The organism is Acinetobacter sp. V89_4 (assembly GCF_029967875.1).
GTDB lineage: Bacteria > Pseudomonadota > Gammaproteobacteria > Pseudomonadales > Moraxellaceae > Acinetobacter > Acinetobacter oleivorans.
In genome coordinates this window covers 233,978-250,587 of sequence record NZ_JASCAI010000015.1, presented here as the reverse complement: position 1 = coordinate 250,587, position 16,610 = coordinate 233,978, and the positions used below count along the sequence as shown (strand labels likewise).

Here is a 16,610-nt window from a genome sequence, read left to right as displayed (position 1 = left end):
ACTGGGGACACACGGATTTTCAATCCGTTGCTCTACCTACTGAGCTATCACGCCGTTGGCCTGTATTAAGCCGTATCTCAGAACAATAGTCAACAATTATCCTGAGTTTTTGATTTAACTGAGTATTTTTTATACTTAAAAAAAATCCCTGATGGGATCAGGGATTGAAAACACAAATAATGGTGGCGAGACCCAGGATCGAACTGGGGACACACGGATTTTCAATCCGTTGCTCTACCTACTGAGCTATCACGCCGAAGTGGGCGTATTAAACAATGTTTATATGACCACGTCAAGCAACTTCCGTATTTTTTGTAACAAGTGATTATTTTTAAATCACCGCCACATACGGACTAGGCTGTTAATGATGTAATTTACCAATATGAGCCAAACAACGATGAATTGCGCCGCAGCCCGGCTCAAAAATTTTAACGCCTTTTGACTCTTCTATACGACAAGCTTCTTCAACCAAGCGCTCAGCTACCCCACGACCACGGTTAGCAGGGTGAACAACAATATATTCAAGGACCTTGCTTTCGCCTTGTCCTGAAGACCAGATTGCACCTATAATTTTGGTGTTAAATTCAGCAGTGTATAGCGTGGTATACTGTTGTAAATCTTGTTCAAGTTGTTCAATCGCATCGTGCCCGTCACCAAACTCCGGACTTGTATCATACAAACGCTCAAGCTGATCGCGGATCTCTGAATTATCTAGAGAACTATAAGCATGTACGGTAATAGGCATTGATTAACCCTCCTGAGCAAACTATGATGCTGTCACGAATTCGTCACAGCGAAATTGTCGTTAACATCCAATCATTTTTGACGTTTTTTGAGGAACGTGTCCATGACGCAACGTATCAGTGAAGTGGTTAGAAATACCAATGAAACCAAAATTCGAGTTCGATTAAATCTCGACGGTACTGGTCAAGGCACACTAAACACTGGAGTTCCATTTTTAGACCATATGATTGATCAAATCAAGCGACATGGCTTATTTGATATCGATATTCATTGTGACGGAGACCTCGAGATTGATGATCACCACACTGTAGAAGACTGTGGAATCACGCTTGGACAAGCTTTTGCACAAGCTTTAGGCGATAAAAAAGGTTTAAAACGCTACGGTCATTTTTATGCACCATTAGACGAAGCTTTATCTCGCGTTGTTGTAGATTTATCTGGTCGTCCGGGTTTATTCATGGATATTCCATTTACCCGTGCACGCATCGGTACCTTTGATGTCGATTTATTTTCTGAGTTTTTCCAAGGTTTCGTAAACCATGCGCTCATGACCTTACACATCGATAATTTGAAAGGTAAAAATAGCCACCATCAAATTGAAAGTGTGTTCAAAGCGCTAGCTCGTGCTTTACGTATGGCATGTGAAGTTGATCCACGTGCAGAAAACACGATTGCATCGACAAAAGGTAGCCTCTAATGACACGTATCGCGTTACTTGATTATGGCATGGGCAATCTACACTCAGCAGCTAAAGCACTTGAGCATGTGGGCGCTACAGTCGATGTGACCAATGATCCAAAATTAATTGCACAAGCCGACAAAATTGTTTTTCCGGGCGTTGGTGCAATGCGTGACTGTATGCAAGGCATGCGTGAAGCAGGTATTGATGAAGTCGTACGTAAAGCTGCTTTTAATAAGCCAGTCCTTGCGATTTGTGTAGGCATGCAAGCATTACTACAAAGTTCTGAAGAAAATGGCGGTGTAGACGCACTCGGTATTTTTGACGGTGTAGTAAAGCACTTCCCTCAAATGGAAGGTTTAAAAGTACCACACATGGGCTGGAACCAAGTTCACCAAATGAACCCAAGCCATCCAATGTGGAACAACATCGAACAAGATGCTCGCTTCTACTTTGTACATAGCTACTATGTCGAACCAAAAGATGAAAGCGTTGTGGCTGCGACTTGTGAGTATGGCGTGAACTTCTGCACAGCGATTCACAAAGATAATTTATTCGCGACTCAATTCCACCCAGAGAAAAGTCATACTGCTGGTTTGCAGTTACTTAAAAACTTTGTGGAATGGAATATTTAATCTGATTTAAAAACTGAAAAGATCAGGTCTAGATGGCCTGATCTTTTTTTTTATTTATAATAACCACTAAACATTTATAGAATGATGTTTTATTCAACAAAATATTGAATATTTATACTTTTAAATAAAACCAAATGATCAGGAAAACAAAATGAATTCCCCTTTTGAAAATCAGCCACTTCAACAAGATTCCCCCTTTAAAGCTAATGGTCGTTTTGGACGACTCTCTTATGCTGCTTGGTTACTGCTTTACGGTATTATTTTCACTAGTGCTTTTGCAGTGATTGGTATGACCGCAGGTCTGGTAGTTGAACCCAGCAGTAATGTACCTGTCACGGTTGGGTTCATTTTATTATTTGTTCTTTATATCGCATATTTCTATTCTACTTTTATACTTATGATTCGTCGTTTACATGATCGAAATCATAGTGGTTGGCTGTCACTACTTCTACTCGTACCCTTTGTAAATATTGGCCTTATGATTTATCTTTTTGCAGCTAAAGGTGATGAAGGTACTAACGACTACGGTCCAGCGCGGGCAACGCCAAGTTGGGAGCGTATATTGGGTTGGATTTATATTGTCATTATTCCAATCCTCTTTATTGTTGTCATTATTGCAATAGCAGTCCCAAGCTATCAAACTTACATTGAAAAAAGTCAACAAATTAAAATTAGCTCAACAACCCAACCATAAAAATTGTTAAATCATTGATAGAGCCTAGTTCTCTAGGCTCTATTCATATATAAAGCTAATAGCTCAATTCATTTGTATGCTGTTAAATATGTCAGAAGCCTCTCCCCTCCTTGATAAAGCCTCTATTCAGCAGCTCCCTCCTTTTGAAAATCTCACCTATCAAAATATTGTCGTGATTGAAAATATTGAACAATGCAAAACTATTGAAGAAGAATTAAAAAACGCTGTAGTTTTGGGATTTGATTCTGAATCTAAACCGACTTTTCGAGTGGGTGAAGTGTCAACAGGTCCACATTTGATTCAGCTGGCCACAGCAAAAAAAGCCTATTTATTTCATGTAAATTCATCGACTTTAAAATTTTTACAGCCCATTTTGTCTAACCAAAAGCAAATTAAAGTCGGCTTTGGTCTTAAAAATGATAAACACATTTTTCATAAAAAAGGCATTGAGCTAGAAAGTTGTGTCGACCTAGCAAAAGGCTTTAGTCACTTTGGTTTTACACAGCAAATGGGGGTTCAAAAAGCAATTGCTCTGCTATTTGGGCAATATCTTGCAAAGTCGAAAAAAATTGGAACTTCAAATTGGGCAAGAAAGCCACTTACACCACAACAAATAAGCTACGCTGCCGCCGATGCGTATGCTGCATTATTGGTATTTGAAGAGCTCAGAAAGCAAGAACTATTACCAGCTCACATTTCACAAACGATTCAAACCGCACTTCAAGCGTAAAGTTATAAAAGTCTTTTCTAAGGCTTAGCGATTGATCAATACTTTGCTAAGATGTGCACAATTTCATAATCATGATGAAGCAAGGAGCGGAAGCATGCTAATCATTCCAGCAATTGACCTGAAAGATGGTAAATGTGTGCGTTTAAAACAAGGGCGTATGGAAGACGATACCGTTTTCTCTGACGATCCAGTTGCAACTGCCCAGCATTGGGTAAATGAAGGCGCACGTCGTTTGCATTTGGTTGATTTGAATGGCGCTTTCGCAGGTACCCCAATTCATAAGCCTGTTGTTGAAGCAATTGCTAAAGCTCAGCCAGAATTACCAATTCAAATTGGTGGTGGTATTCGCTCACTAGAGACTATCGAACACTACTTAGAAGCTGGCGTGACTTTTGTCATTATTGGTACTAAAGCAGTTCAAGAGCCTGAATTTGTAGAAGAAGCTTGTAAGCGCTTTGCTGGCCACATCATTGTTGGTATTGATGCCATGAATGGTATGGTTGCAACTGACGGCTGGGCAAACGTTACTGACGTTAAAGCAACAGATTTAGCAAAACGTTTTGCAGATGCAGGCGTTTCTAGCATTGTTTATACTGACATTGCGCGTGACGGTATGATGCAAGGTGTAAACGTTGAGCAGACTGTAAACTTGGCTCAATACTCAGGTTTACCAGTGATTGCTTCAGGTGGCGTAACTAACCTTGATGACGTTCGTAACTTAAAAGGCAAACCCGGCATTTTAGGTGCAATCACAGGTCGTGCAATTTATGAAGGCACTCTAAACCTTCGTGAAGCTCAGCTTTTGTTAGATGAAAACCGTCTTTAATTTTTAAGATGTAAAAAAAGAGCCTGTTTAGGCTCTTTTTTATTTCTTAATAATCTTTAATTTAATAACTTTTCTAAATCAATCACCTCATCTGCAAGCTCCATTGCATAAGGTGAATGCGTAATCATAATCACTGATGGAACGACCTGCTGAATATATTTAAGTATATTTTTTGCAGTACCTACATCTAAAGCTGCAGTCGGTTCATCTAAGATTATGAGTTGAGGACGAGCCAAAAGACCTCGAAGAATACAAATTCTTTGCTTTTCTCCTCCTGAAAAATTCTTATAAATTTCAGTTAGATAATCATCGAGCGTTAATTGATGTTTTTTCAAAATATGCAATAAATTAAACTGCTCAAGCATCTGAAGTAAGTAAGAATCTTCATATATATGCTGAGAGTTATAGACCAAATTCTCTCTTAAAGAATAAGGAAAAATAACTGGCTGCTGTGCAACATAAATGACCTCATCAAAAATAGGCTTGGAAAAATTATGGCTAATATCGATATTTTTATACAAAAGCTGTCCTGATTGAATCTGATATACCCCCATTAAATAATTCATCAGAGAGGTCTTACCTAGACCTGTTGGGCCAATCACGACATATGTTTTATTGGCTAAGATTGTTAAATCAAAATGATTTACTGCTCTTTTTCCTAATAAAAATTGAGCATTTATAAATTGGAAGAGGACTTCAGAATGTTGAATAGCAGAAGACGTATATTGTTCTTTCTTAAGATTAAAATACTGTCGGTATTTTGCTAAGGCCACAAAGTTTCCATTTAAGCGCATCAAGCTTTGAGAAACAGCCAAAAATGGATTAGTGAGTTGAATAATATAAGTACTTATCAATACGAAAGCACCCGGAGTCAATTGCTTTTCAGTTGAAAGAAATACGGTAAATAACATAAAAATAAGTAAGAATAGAAAAATCATGAACAATTGAGAAATCATCAACAATCCTATTTTCTTATTCCTATCTTTAGCTGTTGTAATGGATAAATTGAGCGTTTCATTAAATTTTGATAATTGAAACGGTACTGCATTTTTCACTTTAATTTCATAGGAGTTAGATATCTGATGTATCAAATGACTATTCACCTGATTATCTTTTTGGTACATCGCATCGAATAGTGAACTACTTGTTTTATTTATATGAAAGGAAACTAGGAAAATAATGATAGCTATTAATAAAAAGCTAATACTAAAGACTAGGCTAATGGTCGTAAATAGAACTGCAAAAATCATCGCCAATTGAAAAATAATTGGCCCCAAATGAAGAAGTAACGTTAAATTAATCTCACCAAAAGCAGAACTTCCTCTTGCGAGATCACTGATTACTGTTCCAGCTTCAATTTGATCTTGTTCATCTTTTTTAAGATTTAAATAATTTTTTAAGCCTGCAAAAATTAATGCTCCTTTGAAATCAACCATCAAATAAGCACTAAAAATATTTTGTGTCCAATGGCATAACTCATTCACCAACCATGCAGTCGCGTAGGCAAGTACGAGTAGATATAAAAAATTAAATGGGAGTTGAATATTGAGGAAAAAGTTATATTCGTGTGCAGAATAGTCGATAATAATTTTCAGCAGGTATGGCAACAATGTTGTAAAGAATGCTGAAAACATCACTAATAAAAACATGAGAAACATACTACTGTTCTGTTTCTTATAATTTTCTTTAGAAACCTGCCATATAAATTTATAGTTCTGAATATCTTGCGAACTTAATAAAAATTTCATTTCTGTATCTTTTTTCTATTAAAACGAGTTAAAAATAATTTCTTTACACAAGAAATATTATAACTTGCCTTATTTATTGTTCTTCTTATTTTTTTGTTTAGAATTAAGCTTACAAATTTTTAAATAAGAGAAATTCTTTATATAAAATTTAATAACTCATGTGATTTCATAAAGACTTTAAAATCAATACACCACATTACGAATAAACTTAAGTACTTGGTTACCACTATTGATATAGGTATAAATCACTGAACTAGCATATATAAATGAAGAGCCAGCAACGATAGTTTTTGAGCTATCTGCAAATTGTATGGTCAACTCACCTTCTAATACATAAATAAGCTCTTGCCATCCTTCCGGGTCTGCTTCAGCAACATACGACTCCCCCACTGCTAATGACCATGTCCAAAGCTCAACTTGCGAACGCGATGGAACTGAAGCCAAAAAAGTCGCTTTGCTTTCTTCTTTTTCACCTTGCCAAGCAAGTGCATTGACCAAAGCTTGTTCTTTATGCTCAGGTGCACTCACAATCGTTCTAAAGTCTACGCCCAACACTGCTGCAATTGCATCAAGTTTAGCTAGGCTAATATTAACTTGCCCTGTTTCCAAAGCTGCAATTGTCCTTCTGCTCACCCCTGCCTGATCGGCCAAGTCCTGTTGGCTTAAATCTCGTTCATCTCTTAAGGAACGAATGTTTGTGCCGACATGCTGTAAAACGGTACTGGACTGGCTCATAAATTAACGCAGCAAATAAAATATGAGCAATATATTGCACAAAATAGAAGAATAGCGCAATATGTGCAGTATATTGCACAATTCTTTCTAATTTGAGTATGTCACCAATTTCTTTGAGTTCAAGCAAAGCCCCACAGTTAGCACTCGTTTTGATTACGATCATTTGGGGTGGAACATTCCTTACTGTGCAATATGCACTGAATTTTTCATCGCCTATGTTTTTTGTGGGCTGCCGCTTTGCTGTCGCGGCGCTTACCTTGCTGATTATTTCTTTCAAGAGTATGAAGGGCATTACTTTAAAAGATTTAGGTGCTGGCAGCACGATTGGTCTTGTAATTGCGGCAGGTTATGGCACACAGACGATTGGTCTTCAAACCATTCCAAGTAGTGAGTCGGCTTTTTTAACAGCGCTCTATGTTCCGCTTGTACCTATTTTAATGTGGCTCATCTTTAGAAAAGTTCCACACATTATGACTTGGGTGGGAGCAGTCCTTGCTTTCGCTGGCCTTATTTTATTGACAGGTAATGGTTTTGAACAAATCTCCTTAAATTTTGGACAGCTTGTAACAGTACTCGGATCACTTGCGATTGCTTTAGAAATTATTTTTATTAGTTACTTTGCTGGAAAAGTAAATTTACGTCGCGTCACCGTCATTCAACTCGGTGTAGCCTCTCTGGTTTCTTTTGCCATTATGCCTATGGTGGGTGAACATACAATTCCTGCATTTTCATGGCCACTTGTACTCCTTGCTGTTGCATTAGGTTTAGCCAGTGCACTTATTCAATTTGTGATGAACTGGGCTCAACGTATGGTTGATCCTTCCCGTGCTGCAATTATCTATGCAGGAGAACCTGTTTGGGCAGGAATTATTGGTCGAATTGCGGGTGAGCGTTTACCAATTATTGCTCTTTTGGGTGGTGCTTTAGTGGTATTAGGTGTTTTAGTCAGTGAGTTAAAACTTAAGTTACCAATTAAAAAAACTAAAAGAATTCGAGAATAAAAAAAGAGAGCTTAATGCTCTCTTTTTTATCTATTATTTTTTCTTTAATGAAATACAAGGCTGGTAGTACTCAACCGTTGGCATTGGATCATAAAAGGGATGGAGCAATGCTTTCCATTCCTGATAAGCATCAGACTTTCTAAACCCTTCTGTATGATTTTCAATCTCATCCCAAGAGATCATTAAAATATAATGATGTGGGTCAGTTGCATGTCTAATGAGCTGGACAGCATTGAAGCCCTCCATTGGATAAACAATATGTTTCGCCTGCTCAAAAGCCTCAAGAAATGCTTCACTTTGCCCAGACTTTATATTCAAATGCACATGTTCAATAATCATGATTTATTGATACATCGGACGGTTATCATTTAGCGCAATCAAGCCGCGAATTGCACGATATACAATCCAGATCCATGCAGCACCAATTACACCCACACAAAATACGGTCGATGAGATTGCAACGCCTGCAAACAGGTCAGTATTTTCACCTGTAAAGAACAAGAAAATAAACGGCAGAAAGGCAATAATATTCCAAGCGAGATACCACCAGAATGTTCGGATTTGCCATGTAAAGTGGCTCGCAAAAATTGAACCTTGCACATCAGAACGTTTTACATAGTTAATAATTAAAGCAATAACCGCAAGTAAGCCGCCTGTAAAAATAGCGACAATATAAAGTACATATAAAATAAGCGTTAAAGTACGATTTGGATCTTGGTCGATAGAACTATTCATTTTTATACCTCTCAAGTTTAATAAAACGATTTACTTTTATGAGCCCCGCAACACATTTAAGGGAGAAATTAGCCACAAAATCAAAAGTAAATGAAGGAATATGGTACAAAAATAAATCTTACGGAATGGTTGTTTTTGTGTTTTATGTCTCAGTTTTTGTTGTGCCCACCATGCAGCAGGCCAGCCTCCTAAAAAGCTGACAATGTGCAATGTTTGCTCAGGTACACGGCGATTACCCAATTGTGCTGCTTCTTTATCTTGTGAATAAAGCCAGTAACTCAGCACATTCATCATTAAAATAAACAATAAGGTATAGGCGGGTAAAATATGGATAAAACTCATAATTCCCATTAAAACGAAATAAAACACGATCCCCATTTGCATAGCAGACCATGGACTGGCCTGAAAAGAAGATTGTGTTTTTACTGGTTTTGACGTTTTACGAGTTTGAGATGCTTTTAAATAAGTGACCTGCTGAGCACGAAAGCGACCTTGCTCATCGAGAATAATCAGATATTCCAGTGCACAGCCAATAATTGGCCGAGGACCGGGGCGTGCAAAATCTTTAATATGCAAAAAGACTCGCTCTTTTTCAGCATCATCTGGCTGAATAAAGCCATAACCTTTTTCGTCGAACCATTCGACTAATCGCCCCTGATCTCGCATCTTTATTCCCTTTTATGCTTTTACATGACTTAAACGGTCTTGCATCATTGCTCGCATTTCCTGCGGGTCTTTTTGCAAAATGTCATCGCCGGTACGTCCTTCTTCTTTATTTTTTTGAGCAACTTGCAAGCGCATTGACCAAAAACGGCATGCTGCCATTGCCAAGAATACATCTAAACACTCAAGTTCATCTGAAGTAAGTACACGAACTTTTTGGTATGCCGCTAAGTAAGCCGCCACTTTGTCTGAGTTTAAATGTGCTGCTGGATATTCGGTACAAAAATCATTGATGGTAATCGCAATATCAAATAGCAATTCATCTTGATTTAATTCGTAAAAATCTAAAATACCTTGTAATTGCTCACCTTCAAACAAAGTATTGTCACGGAACAAATCTGAGTGAATAAAACCTGTTGGTCGGTTTGAATACTGCGCTGTTTTCGCATTAAAAGCTTGATAGACCTGCTCAAGTAACGTTTGGTCTTCTTGAGTCATATTTGGTTTAAGCTGTTCTGCAACACCTGTCCAGTATTGATGATCACGTTGATATTCACGTTCAAGTGGAAAATCTTTTAAAGCTACATGCAGTTTCGCCTGTGCATCTGCAACTGCGGCAACTTGCGCTACTGTCGTTTGCATGGGATGGTCACCCATGAGACGTGGTGCAATCTGTGCGGGCTTATCTGCAATCACATGAACCGCTTGTCCGCTATGCTTTAACGGCACAGCAACAGGTACATCATGAGTCCCTAATTGTTCAAGAACAGGAATAAGTTCGCCTGCTCCTTGTGCATCTAACTCTTCAAATACAGTCAATACATATTGTTTACGGTTTACATCAACCAAAAAATAATTGGTGTTTTGAATACCTCCCTGAATTGGGTTCAGCTCCAACACCTCTAATCCATAAGGTGCAGCAAAGGTGCGAACTTCATCTAAACTCAACGGGGTATAAACCGACATGGAAAACCTGCAAAAAACATCTGTGAAGTTTGATAGAATACCTCTTCCCTCCATGAAGGTGTAGCGCCTGTGTAGGAACTTTCACCAACGGCGATTATTTTTGGAAAAAGCTATGCTTGCTAAACGTATTATTCCTTGCCTAGACGTTGATAACGGACGCGTAGTTAAAGGCGTTCAATTCCTCGATATTCGTGATGCTGGCGACCCTGTTGAAGTGGCACGTCGCTATAACGAACAAGGTGCAGACGAAATTACTTTCTTAGACATTACCGCTACACATCATGGACGAGATACCACTTACCGTACTGTTGAACGTATGGCTGAGACTGTATTTGTGCCATTAACTGTCGGTGGTGGTGTACGTAAGGTTGAAGATATTCGTGCGTTATTAAATGCAGGTGCAGACAAAGTGAGTATTAACTCAGCTGCCGTATTTAACCCTGAATTTGTTCAAGAAGCTTCACAGCACTTTGGCGCGCAATGTATTGTCGTTGCGATTGATGCCAAAAAAACTGGCGACAACAAATGGGAAATCTTTACTCACGGTGGTCGTAAACCAACAGGTATTGATGCGATTGAGTGGGCAGTACAGATGGCGGACTACGGTGCGGGTGAGTTACTCATTACCAGTATGGATGCCGATGGTACGAAAGCAGGCTACGACATTGCTTTAATGCGTGCTATTAATGATCGCGTGACCATTCCAACAATTGCATCAGGCGGTGTAGGAAACTTACAACATCTTGCAGACGGTATTCTACAAGGTGGTGCTGATGCAGTATTGGCGGCAAGCATTTTCCACTTTGGCCAATATACCATTCCAGAAGCTAAACAATATTTAGCTGAACAAGGTATCGAAATGCGCTTGTAAGCTTATTGATATTTAAAGGGGCGATATGCCCCTTTATTTTTTTATGCAGCACCATCGACCGAATTAATGTCGCTAACGAGTTGAGGCTTTTCTTTTTTCTCGACCCATTTGGCAGGAAAGATTTTTTCTACAGCTTGAGACAGCGGTCTAGCAAGCGTAGTAGGTAACCGTATACCCAAAGGATTTTGTTCTTTTAAATCTGCCGAAGACACCACCCGTGTTCCCATCACATAGTCAAACCAAGGTTTGGTCACACACCAATTGGCGTCTTGATTAGAGTTCATGTGGTGATCGTAATGCCACGGAATTTTACGCTTTGCCCAATCAGGCTCTAAATGCGCACGGCGATGAATATAATAATAATTACCAGCACTGTACCAAGCTGCGAGAGCCATGCCTTTTGAAAATGGATAGAAAATTGCGCTTGAAACGGTTGCCACCACAGCAAGCGAAATTAACTCATTTTTAGTTCGCCAGTTACCAACACCTTCCACATAGCAATCATCATGAAATTGTTGTTTACGAACTTCACGATGATGCGCCCAATGAGACTCCATGCTTTTTGGCACGGGGCTATAGCGTGGTTTTCCGGCACGGTGTACACCATGCAATATATATTTATGCGCCACCCATTCAAATGCATTTGCAACCGCAATTCCGGCAATAAACCCTTTTAACATCACCTAACTCCTTTTTCTTTTTATTCAGCATATAAAATTCGTTATGCTAGGTATTGACCAGAATTTATGGTTTCATTGACAAATCACGACAAGAAAGAGGTGGTCAGGGATGCCACAACTAAAAAATTATACAGGCTCAGTATATGGAGGACTGGGACATCTATTAAAAGCTTATTGTGAAGCCAATCAGTTAGCTATTCCTGAACAATTAGAACAAGTTCAAAATCTAGAGCGCTTTGACTATGTGATTTGGCGCGACCTATTAGAAGTCATTTATAAACTAGACCCGAAGCCGGGATTAGGCCTAGAAATTGCCAAATACGTGCAACCCAAACACTTAGGGATTATTGCCTACCTTGCTCTCTCTTGCGATAACTTAGGTGAAGCTTTAATTCGCTATCATGATTTTCACCGTCTGATTTATGACGGCAGCCCTTTAGTCGTTGAGTTACAAGGAAGATATGGCTCTATTCGCTGGGAAGCGACTGAGTTACACCCTACTCAACTTACCGATGAAATCGCGATTGCACTGGTCATTCAGTTCTTACGTCTTTTTATGTCTCATGAAGATGTGCATTTACATGAAGTACATTTCTTAAATGCTGCTCCTAAAAATATTAGGGTTTATGAACAATACTTCCAATGTCCCGTTCGTTTTAGCCAGCCGCGTACAGAGTTGCTTATTCCAATTACGGAAATTCATAAGCCGCTTAGCAGCGCAGACCATACCCTACAGCAGCTATTGGTTCAGCAAGCACAAGCACTGTTAGAACAATTACCAAATTCGACCCAACTTGATCAGCGTTTACAGCATTCAATTTTGACTGGACTGCAAAAAAATCAATATCAAATTGAATATATTGCTGCTCAATTAGGTCTGTCGGTGCGGCAACTGCAAAGACACTTACAACAGCAAAACACCACCTTTCAGGAACGTGTTCAGCAAGTGCGCTTTATGCTGGCAACCGAGTATTTAAAAGACCCGCATTTAAGCTTGCAAGAGATTGCTCTTCTGCTTTGTTACTCGGAACAAAGTGCTTTCCAAAGAGCGTTTAAGCATTGGACCAATCAAACACCACAGCAATGGAGGGATCATTTTTTAGACAAAGAATAACCAACCAAAACTTACAAATCTTTTCTTGATTAAAACAACACTGAAAACAAAAATTTCATATAGTCACATGCTTCAAATTTATGTGACGTAATTCACATTAATTAAAATAGATTAAATAAATGAGTAATCAGAATGAATAAATATTTTGCTGAATTTCTAGGTACGTTTTGGCTAGTCTTTGGTGGTTGTGGTAGCGCAGTTTTAGCCGCAGCTTTCCCTGAACTTGGTATTGGCTTTGCAGGTGTAGCCCTTGCCTTTGGTTTAACCGTACTGACAGGCGCCTATGCTCTAGGGCATATCTCAGGTGGACATTTTAATCCCGCGGTAAGTGTTGGCCTTTGGGTCGGCGGCCGCTTCGATGTTAAAGATTTAATTCCCTATATCGTTGCTCAAGTGGTCGGTGCGACTGCTGCTGCATTTGTTCTCTACATTATTGCTCAAGGCCAAGCGGGCTTTAGTGGTGTTGGTGGTTTTGCTTCGAATGGTTTCGGTGATTTATCACCAAACAAGTTTGGCTTAGGTTCAGCTTTCATTATTGAAGTCGTTCTTACAGCTTTCTTCTTAATTATTATTTTAGGTGCAACTGACCGCCGCGCACCTGCTGGCTTCGCTCCTATTGCGATTGGTTTAGGCTTAACGCTTATTCACTTAATCAGTATTCCAGTAACCAACACTTCGGTGAACCCTGCACGTAGTACAGGTGTTGCGTTCTTTGCTGAAACTGCTGCTTTAAGTCAGTTGTGGTTGTTCTGGGTAGCTCCGATTTTAGGTGCTGTGATTGGTGCGATTATTTATAAGGTAGTTGCTGGGGAGAAGGATTAACTGCACGACCGCAAGTACCATGTTCACTCAAGTAGTAATTGTGTATGTAATGCCTCACTTTTGAGTGAGCAAAAGTGACAAAACTCATTCGTTTCACTGACGTTACTTCCATGTAACGCAGTGAAACAGGCGGCATCCGTGCCGCCGTCGCGATAGCAAATTGAGTAAAGTAATATTTATTACAAAAACGGATTATTAATTTCTTGTTCAGCCGGACGTTCAATTTTCTCAGGCAATTCTTCTTTTTCTAAAGCCGCAACCACTTCGTTTAAAAAGCTCTGTAAAGCCTTCGCTTGTTCTAATCCGACTTTGTCTTTGGTGATTTGCAAGTTGCCATAAATGCTGACGCAATCGACATCATTTTCTAATGTTAAATCTTCAATTGATGAAGACTCTGTACCCTTTTCAAATGGCTTAAACATAGGTCTTGTCTCGTTGTTATATCTTCACAGTGTAATACGACCAATTTAAAAAAAATCAATCAAAATTAAAAGAGCCGATAAAATTAAGAATGCTCCCATCAAGATATTAAAATATTTCAAGCGGTTGCCCTGATTCAGCACCACTGAAAATTTATCACCACAAAACCCCCAAAAGAACAAACACACATAGCAAGTGAAGAAATAAATAACGATAAAGATCGGCAACGACTGCGGATTTTCAATGCTTGTAAACATGGTAATACCCGATACACAAGCCAACCACGCTTTGGGATTCAACCATTGTAATAAGAACCCATCTTTAAAATTGGGAATAATCATCTGTTCTACAGGAACACTGGAAATAGAAATATTGGCAGCAGAAAGAATAATTTTTATGCCGATATAACAGACAAATAGCGTTCCACAAATCGCAAGAATCTTTAATACAACAGGAAACTGAGTTAATAAACTCTGAAGACCAAATGCCATAAAAATTAAAAGCAAGGTAAAACCAATGGTTGCACCTGAAATATAGGGAAGCGATCTTTTTAAACCATGATTTAAACTGGTCGATAAAATGACGGTATTTACTGGACCAGGGGTAATAGACATTGCAAATGAAAAAAGAAACATCGAGGCAAACATTGTTATTGTCCTTATTAAAATAGAATCCATAGACAGATCTGTCTATGGATTCTATTTTAAACATTTACGGTTTTGCAATAACAATCAAAAAAGCTGCTTATTTCATTATTTGCAAGAAATAGTTCACCAATGCTTCGACCAGTTGCTTCACAATCGCTTGGCGTGTTTCTTCGTCAATCGTTGGAACTTTTGCTTCCATTGGTTCTGATGAACCACTTTTTTGCTTTTTAAATTGGTCTTGTAGCGCTTTAATTTGTTCGGCGTTTAAGTCCTGCTCGCATTGGCTCTCGCCATCCCAATGTAAATAATCTAGCTTCTGATTTGGCTTAACTTGGCTTGCCGTTAAAGGTAGGCGATAGACATTACGCTTTTGTTGCTCAGTTAACTGAGGGAACAGGTTAACGCCTAAGCGTTCTTCAAGGTAGCAAACACTCACCACTTTCACTTGCAGAGAGTTATTGTTTGGTGCGTAGTAGGCCCCAATAGCGCCAGTTTTTGGCATATAGACCGCTTTATAAACTGCGGTAGGAACAATGACACCCTTCCCAATCGTTTTAAGGCGTTTACCCTCAAAAACAGGACCTGTAACCACATAAACATCTTGTTTTTGCTTAGTCGCGATAGCACGCGTAGCTTCTTCAAGTTTACGCCAAACTTCCTGATTATTTTTAGGTGCTTGCGGCACCATATTACTTAACGAGAAGCTATCGGACTGTGAGCTTTTATTTGGCATATCGCCATTCGGTGCCATATGACCACGGTCATAGCCTGAACCACGATAATCACTTAATAGTGCTCGATGCTTTTGATCGATACGGGTTTCTTCATGGAAGTTGTCTTCACGCTTAATTTTGACACTCAAACGTTCTGCATTTAAATGCTCAGCCGACCATAACGGCGTTTTAGAAATGCCTGAATACAAAACATTAAAACCATTAAAGCACAGCGGATAACTGTCTTTTTTTAAGCTTTCTTTATTTAAAGCAGGGGGAACTTCTCGATAAAACTGATTAAGGCAAGCCGAGTTAGTACTTAAAGGTGAAAACCACTGCGAAATCTTTTCACTACCAAATGCAATCGCAAAACTTCCAGCAGCAATACAAGCAAGAATAATCTTGCCAAAATGCTCACTTAGAGAGAATGAGTTTGTACCTTTACTACGTTTTTTACTTGCCATGTTTCTATCAATACCACTGTCCACACGCAGCTTAACAATCCTGCTTTTTTAAGTATATCTCTTATCTTTCAAATGGTTAAAACATGGTCATCTTTTTTGTAACTCCATTTCCCCTTACGTAACAATCTGTTGGAATTATGAGATGCTTTGGCTATTGAATTACGCCAATTGCGTATCTTTCGTTGAAAAACACTGATTGCTTATGACATGGTTAGCTCCACAAATTTGGATAAAAATATAATCGGAGTCCACTTAATGATCCATTCAAAGATTATTGGTATTGGCGTAATCACGGGATTATGTAGTATGGCCGCTTTGGCTGAGCCAGCAGTCCAGCCAGGAGATACTTTAGAAAGTTTGTCTAAAGTGAAAGTTACGACAACGGTAAATGGCCAACCTGGTTCTATTAGCGATTTAGTCAATAGCGGACAAGTACAGCAAGTTTCTGCTGCACCGACAAATGCAGCGCCTACTGGTGCTCCTATTCCGGCAGATGTTCCACCAGCACCTCCAGCAGGCGGTGAATTGGCTCCACCAGCAGCACCAACTGATGCAGTACCACCTGCACCAAACCAAGCGCCTCCAGCGCCACAAGATCCGAACACTCCACCGCCTCCGGCAGATCCAACTCAGTCGGCAGACCCGATGGCAAAAGATGGTGGTTTGCCAGCAGATGCACCTATGCAAGCTCAGTAATCAGAGCCATAAAAAAACCAAGACATC

21 protein-coding genes and 1 tRNA gene are annotated in these 16,610 nt (G+C 39.3%); 10 read left to right on the top strand and 12 right to left on the bottom strand.

Features of this window, described 5'->3' with window-relative positions; genetic code table 11:
* Nucleotides 1-180: 180 nt before the first annotated feature.
* Nucleotides 181-256, bottom strand: a tRNA-Phe gene (locus QLG01_RS04310).
* A gap of 105 nt (nucleotides 257-361) precedes the next feature.
* Nucleotides 362-745 (bottom strand): GNAT family N-acetyltransferase, encoded by a 384-nt coding sequence (locus tag QLG01_RS04305; protein ID WP_004789887.1) that lies wholly within the window; start codon nucleotides 743-745, stop codon nucleotides 362-364.
* 102 nt (nucleotides 746-847) lie between these two features.
* Here QLG01_RS04305 and hisB point away from each other — a divergent pair, with 102 nt between their 5' ends.
* The 5 genes from hisB (at nucleotide 848) to hisA (ending at nucleotide 4,308) form a co-directional block, all read left to right on the top strand.
* Nucleotides 848-1,441 carry an imidazoleglycerol-phosphate dehydratase HisB gene (gene hisB, locus QLG01_RS04300; RefSeq protein WP_002116767.1) on the top strand — a complete coding sequence of 198 codons (594 nt, stop codon included), beginning with the start codon at nucleotides 848-850 and terminating at the stop codon, nucleotides 1,439-1,441.
* Nucleotides 1,441-2,058 (top strand): imidazole glycerol phosphate synthase subunit HisH, encoded by a 618-nt coding sequence (hisH, locus tag QLG01_RS04295; protein ID WP_192836234.1) that lies wholly within the window; start codon nucleotides 1,441-1,443, stop codon nucleotides 2,056-2,058. The genes hisB and hisH overlap by 1 nt, the downstream gene beginning before the upstream one ends.
* Nucleotides 2,059-2,209: 151 nt before the next feature.
* Complete coding sequence (locus QLG01_RS04290) at nucleotides 2,210-2,752, top strand: DUF805 domain-containing protein (RefSeq protein WP_282495913.1); 543 nt, start codon at nucleotides 2,210-2,212, stop codon at nucleotides 2,750-2,752.
* Between the two features lie 88 nt (nucleotides 2,753-2,840).
* Nucleotides 2,841-3,482 (top strand): 3'-5' exonuclease, encoded by a 642-nt coding sequence (locus QLG01_RS04285; RefSeq protein WP_282495912.1) that lies wholly within the window; start codon nucleotides 2,841-2,843, stop codon nucleotides 3,480-3,482.
* A 94-nt stretch (nucleotides 3,483-3,576) separates the two neighbouring features.
* Nucleotides 3,577-4,308 carry a 1-(5-phosphoribosyl)-5-[(5-phosphoribosylamino)methylideneamino]imidazole-4-carboxamide isomerase gene (gene hisA / locus QLG01_RS04280; protein ID WP_002052186.1) on the top strand — a complete coding sequence of 244 codons (732 nt, stop codon included), beginning with the start codon at nucleotides 3,577-3,579 and terminating at the stop codon, nucleotides 4,306-4,308.
* A 56-nt stretch (nucleotides 4,309-4,364) separates the two neighbouring features.
* On the opposite strand, the gene QLG01_RS04275 is transcribed toward hisA, so the two are convergent.
* Both QLG01_RS04275 and QLG01_RS04270 read right to left on the bottom strand, forming a co-directional pair.
* Nucleotides 4,365-6,056: an ABC transporter ATP-binding protein gene (locus QLG01_RS04275; RefSeq protein WP_282495911.1), complete on the bottom strand. Its 1,692-nt coding sequence runs from the start codon at nucleotides 6,054-6,056 to the stop codon at nucleotides 4,365-4,367.
* Between the two features lie 183 nt (nucleotides 6,057-6,239).
* Entirely contained in the window at nucleotides 6,240-6,791 is a 552-nt protein-coding gene (locus QLG01_RS04270; protein ID WP_282495910.1) for an XRE family transcriptional regulator, read from the bottom strand.
* A gap of 98 nt (nucleotides 6,792-6,889) precedes the next feature.
* Between QLG01_RS04270 and QLG01_RS04265 the strand changes: the two genes are divergently transcribed.
* Nucleotides 6,890-7,792 (top strand): DMT family transporter, encoded by a 903-nt coding sequence (locus tag QLG01_RS04265; protein ID WP_192454595.1) that lies wholly within the window; start codon nucleotides 6,890-6,892, stop codon nucleotides 7,790-7,792.
* A 33-nt stretch (nucleotides 7,793-7,825) separates the two neighbouring features.
* On the opposite strand, the gene QLG01_RS04260 is transcribed toward QLG01_RS04265, so the two are convergent.
* From QLG01_RS04260 to QLG01_RS04245, 4 genes are read right to left on the bottom strand one after another with little or no spacing between them, the layout of a single operon-like run.
* The gene (locus QLG01_RS04260) at nucleotides 7,826-8,131 is read right to left on the bottom strand and encodes an antibiotic biosynthesis monooxygenase (RefSeq protein ID WP_005300862.1); all 306 of its coding nucleotides are present in this window, start codon (nucleotides 8,129-8,131) and stop codon (nucleotides 7,826-7,828) included.
* Between the two features lie 3 nt (nucleotides 8,132-8,134).
* Complete coding sequence (locus QLG01_RS04255; protein WP_005300857.1) at nucleotides 8,135-8,527, bottom strand: membrane protein; 393 nt, start codon at nucleotides 8,525-8,527, stop codon at nucleotides 8,135-8,137.
* Between the two features lie 36 nt (nucleotides 8,528-8,563).
* Nucleotides 8,564-9,193, bottom strand: coding sequence for a DUF1294 domain-containing protein (locus QLG01_RS04250; RefSeq protein ID WP_005300854.1), 630 nt, complete (start codon nucleotides 9,191-9,193; stop codon nucleotides 8,564-8,566).
* A gap of 12 nt (nucleotides 9,194-9,205) precedes the next feature.
* The gene (locus QLG01_RS04245) at nucleotides 9,206-10,156 is read right to left on the bottom strand and encodes a homoserine kinase (protein WP_282495909.1); all 951 of its coding nucleotides are present in this window, start codon (nucleotides 10,154-10,156) and stop codon (nucleotides 9,206-9,208) included.
* Nucleotides 10,157-10,268: 112 nt separating this feature from the next.
* On the opposite strand from QLG01_RS04245, the gene hisF reads away from it, so the two are divergent.
* Nucleotides 10,269-11,027: an imidazole glycerol phosphate synthase subunit HisF gene (gene hisF / locus QLG01_RS04240; RefSeq protein ID WP_004789907.1), complete on the top strand. Its 759-nt coding sequence runs from the start codon at nucleotides 10,269-10,271 to the stop codon at nucleotides 11,025-11,027.
* A gap of 41 nt (nucleotides 11,028-11,068) precedes the next feature.
* Here hisF and QLG01_RS04235 read toward each other — a convergent pair whose 3' ends face one another.
* The gene (locus QLG01_RS04235; RefSeq protein ID WP_199945067.1) at nucleotides 11,069-11,707 is read right to left on the bottom strand and encodes a hypothetical protein; all 639 of its coding nucleotides are present in this window, start codon (nucleotides 11,705-11,707) and stop codon (nucleotides 11,069-11,071) included.
* A 109-nt stretch (nucleotides 11,708-11,816) separates the two neighbouring features.
* On the opposite strand from QLG01_RS04235, the gene QLG01_RS04230 reads away from it, so the two are divergent.
* Nucleotides 11,817-12,821: an AraC family transcriptional regulator gene (locus tag QLG01_RS04230; RefSeq protein WP_262771235.1), complete on the top strand. Its 1,005-nt coding sequence runs from the start codon at nucleotides 11,817-11,819 to the stop codon at nucleotides 12,819-12,821.
* 132 nt (nucleotides 12,822-12,953) lie between these two features.
* Nucleotides 12,954-13,643, top strand: a complete 690-nt coding sequence (gene aqpZ, locus QLG01_RS04225; RefSeq protein WP_005300839.1) for an aquaporin Z — start codon at nucleotides 12,954-12,956, stop codon at nucleotides 13,641-13,643.
* A gap of 179 nt (nucleotides 13,644-13,822) precedes the next feature.
* Here aqpZ and QLG01_RS04220 read toward each other — a convergent pair whose 3' ends face one another.
* The 3 genes from QLG01_RS04220 to QLG01_RS04210 form a co-directional block, all read right to left on the bottom strand.
* Nucleotides 13,823-14,065 (bottom strand): hypothetical protein, encoded by a 243-nt coding sequence (locus tag QLG01_RS04220; RefSeq protein ID WP_016139941.1) that lies wholly within the window; start codon nucleotides 14,063-14,065, stop codon nucleotides 13,823-13,825.
* A gap of 45 nt (nucleotides 14,066-14,110) precedes the next feature.
* Nucleotides 14,111-14,710, bottom strand: a complete 600-nt coding sequence (locus QLG01_RS04215; RefSeq protein WP_199943376.1) for a LysE family translocator — start codon at nucleotides 14,708-14,710, stop codon at nucleotides 14,111-14,113.
* Between the two features lie 97 nt (nucleotides 14,711-14,807).
* Nucleotides 14,808-15,887, bottom strand: a complete 1,080-nt coding sequence (locus QLG01_RS04210; RefSeq protein WP_282495908.1) for a DNA/RNA non-specific endonuclease — start codon at nucleotides 15,885-15,887, stop codon at nucleotides 14,808-14,810.
* Between the two features lie 255 nt (nucleotides 15,888-16,142).
* Between QLG01_RS04210 and QLG01_RS04205 the strand changes: the two genes are divergently transcribed.
* On the top strand, nucleotides 16,143-16,583 hold the full coding sequence (locus QLG01_RS04205; RefSeq protein ID WP_005300829.1) for a hypothetical protein: 441 nt from the start codon (nucleotides 16,143-16,145) through the stop codon (nucleotides 16,581-16,583).
* Nucleotides 16,584-16,610 lie beyond the last annotated feature (27 nt).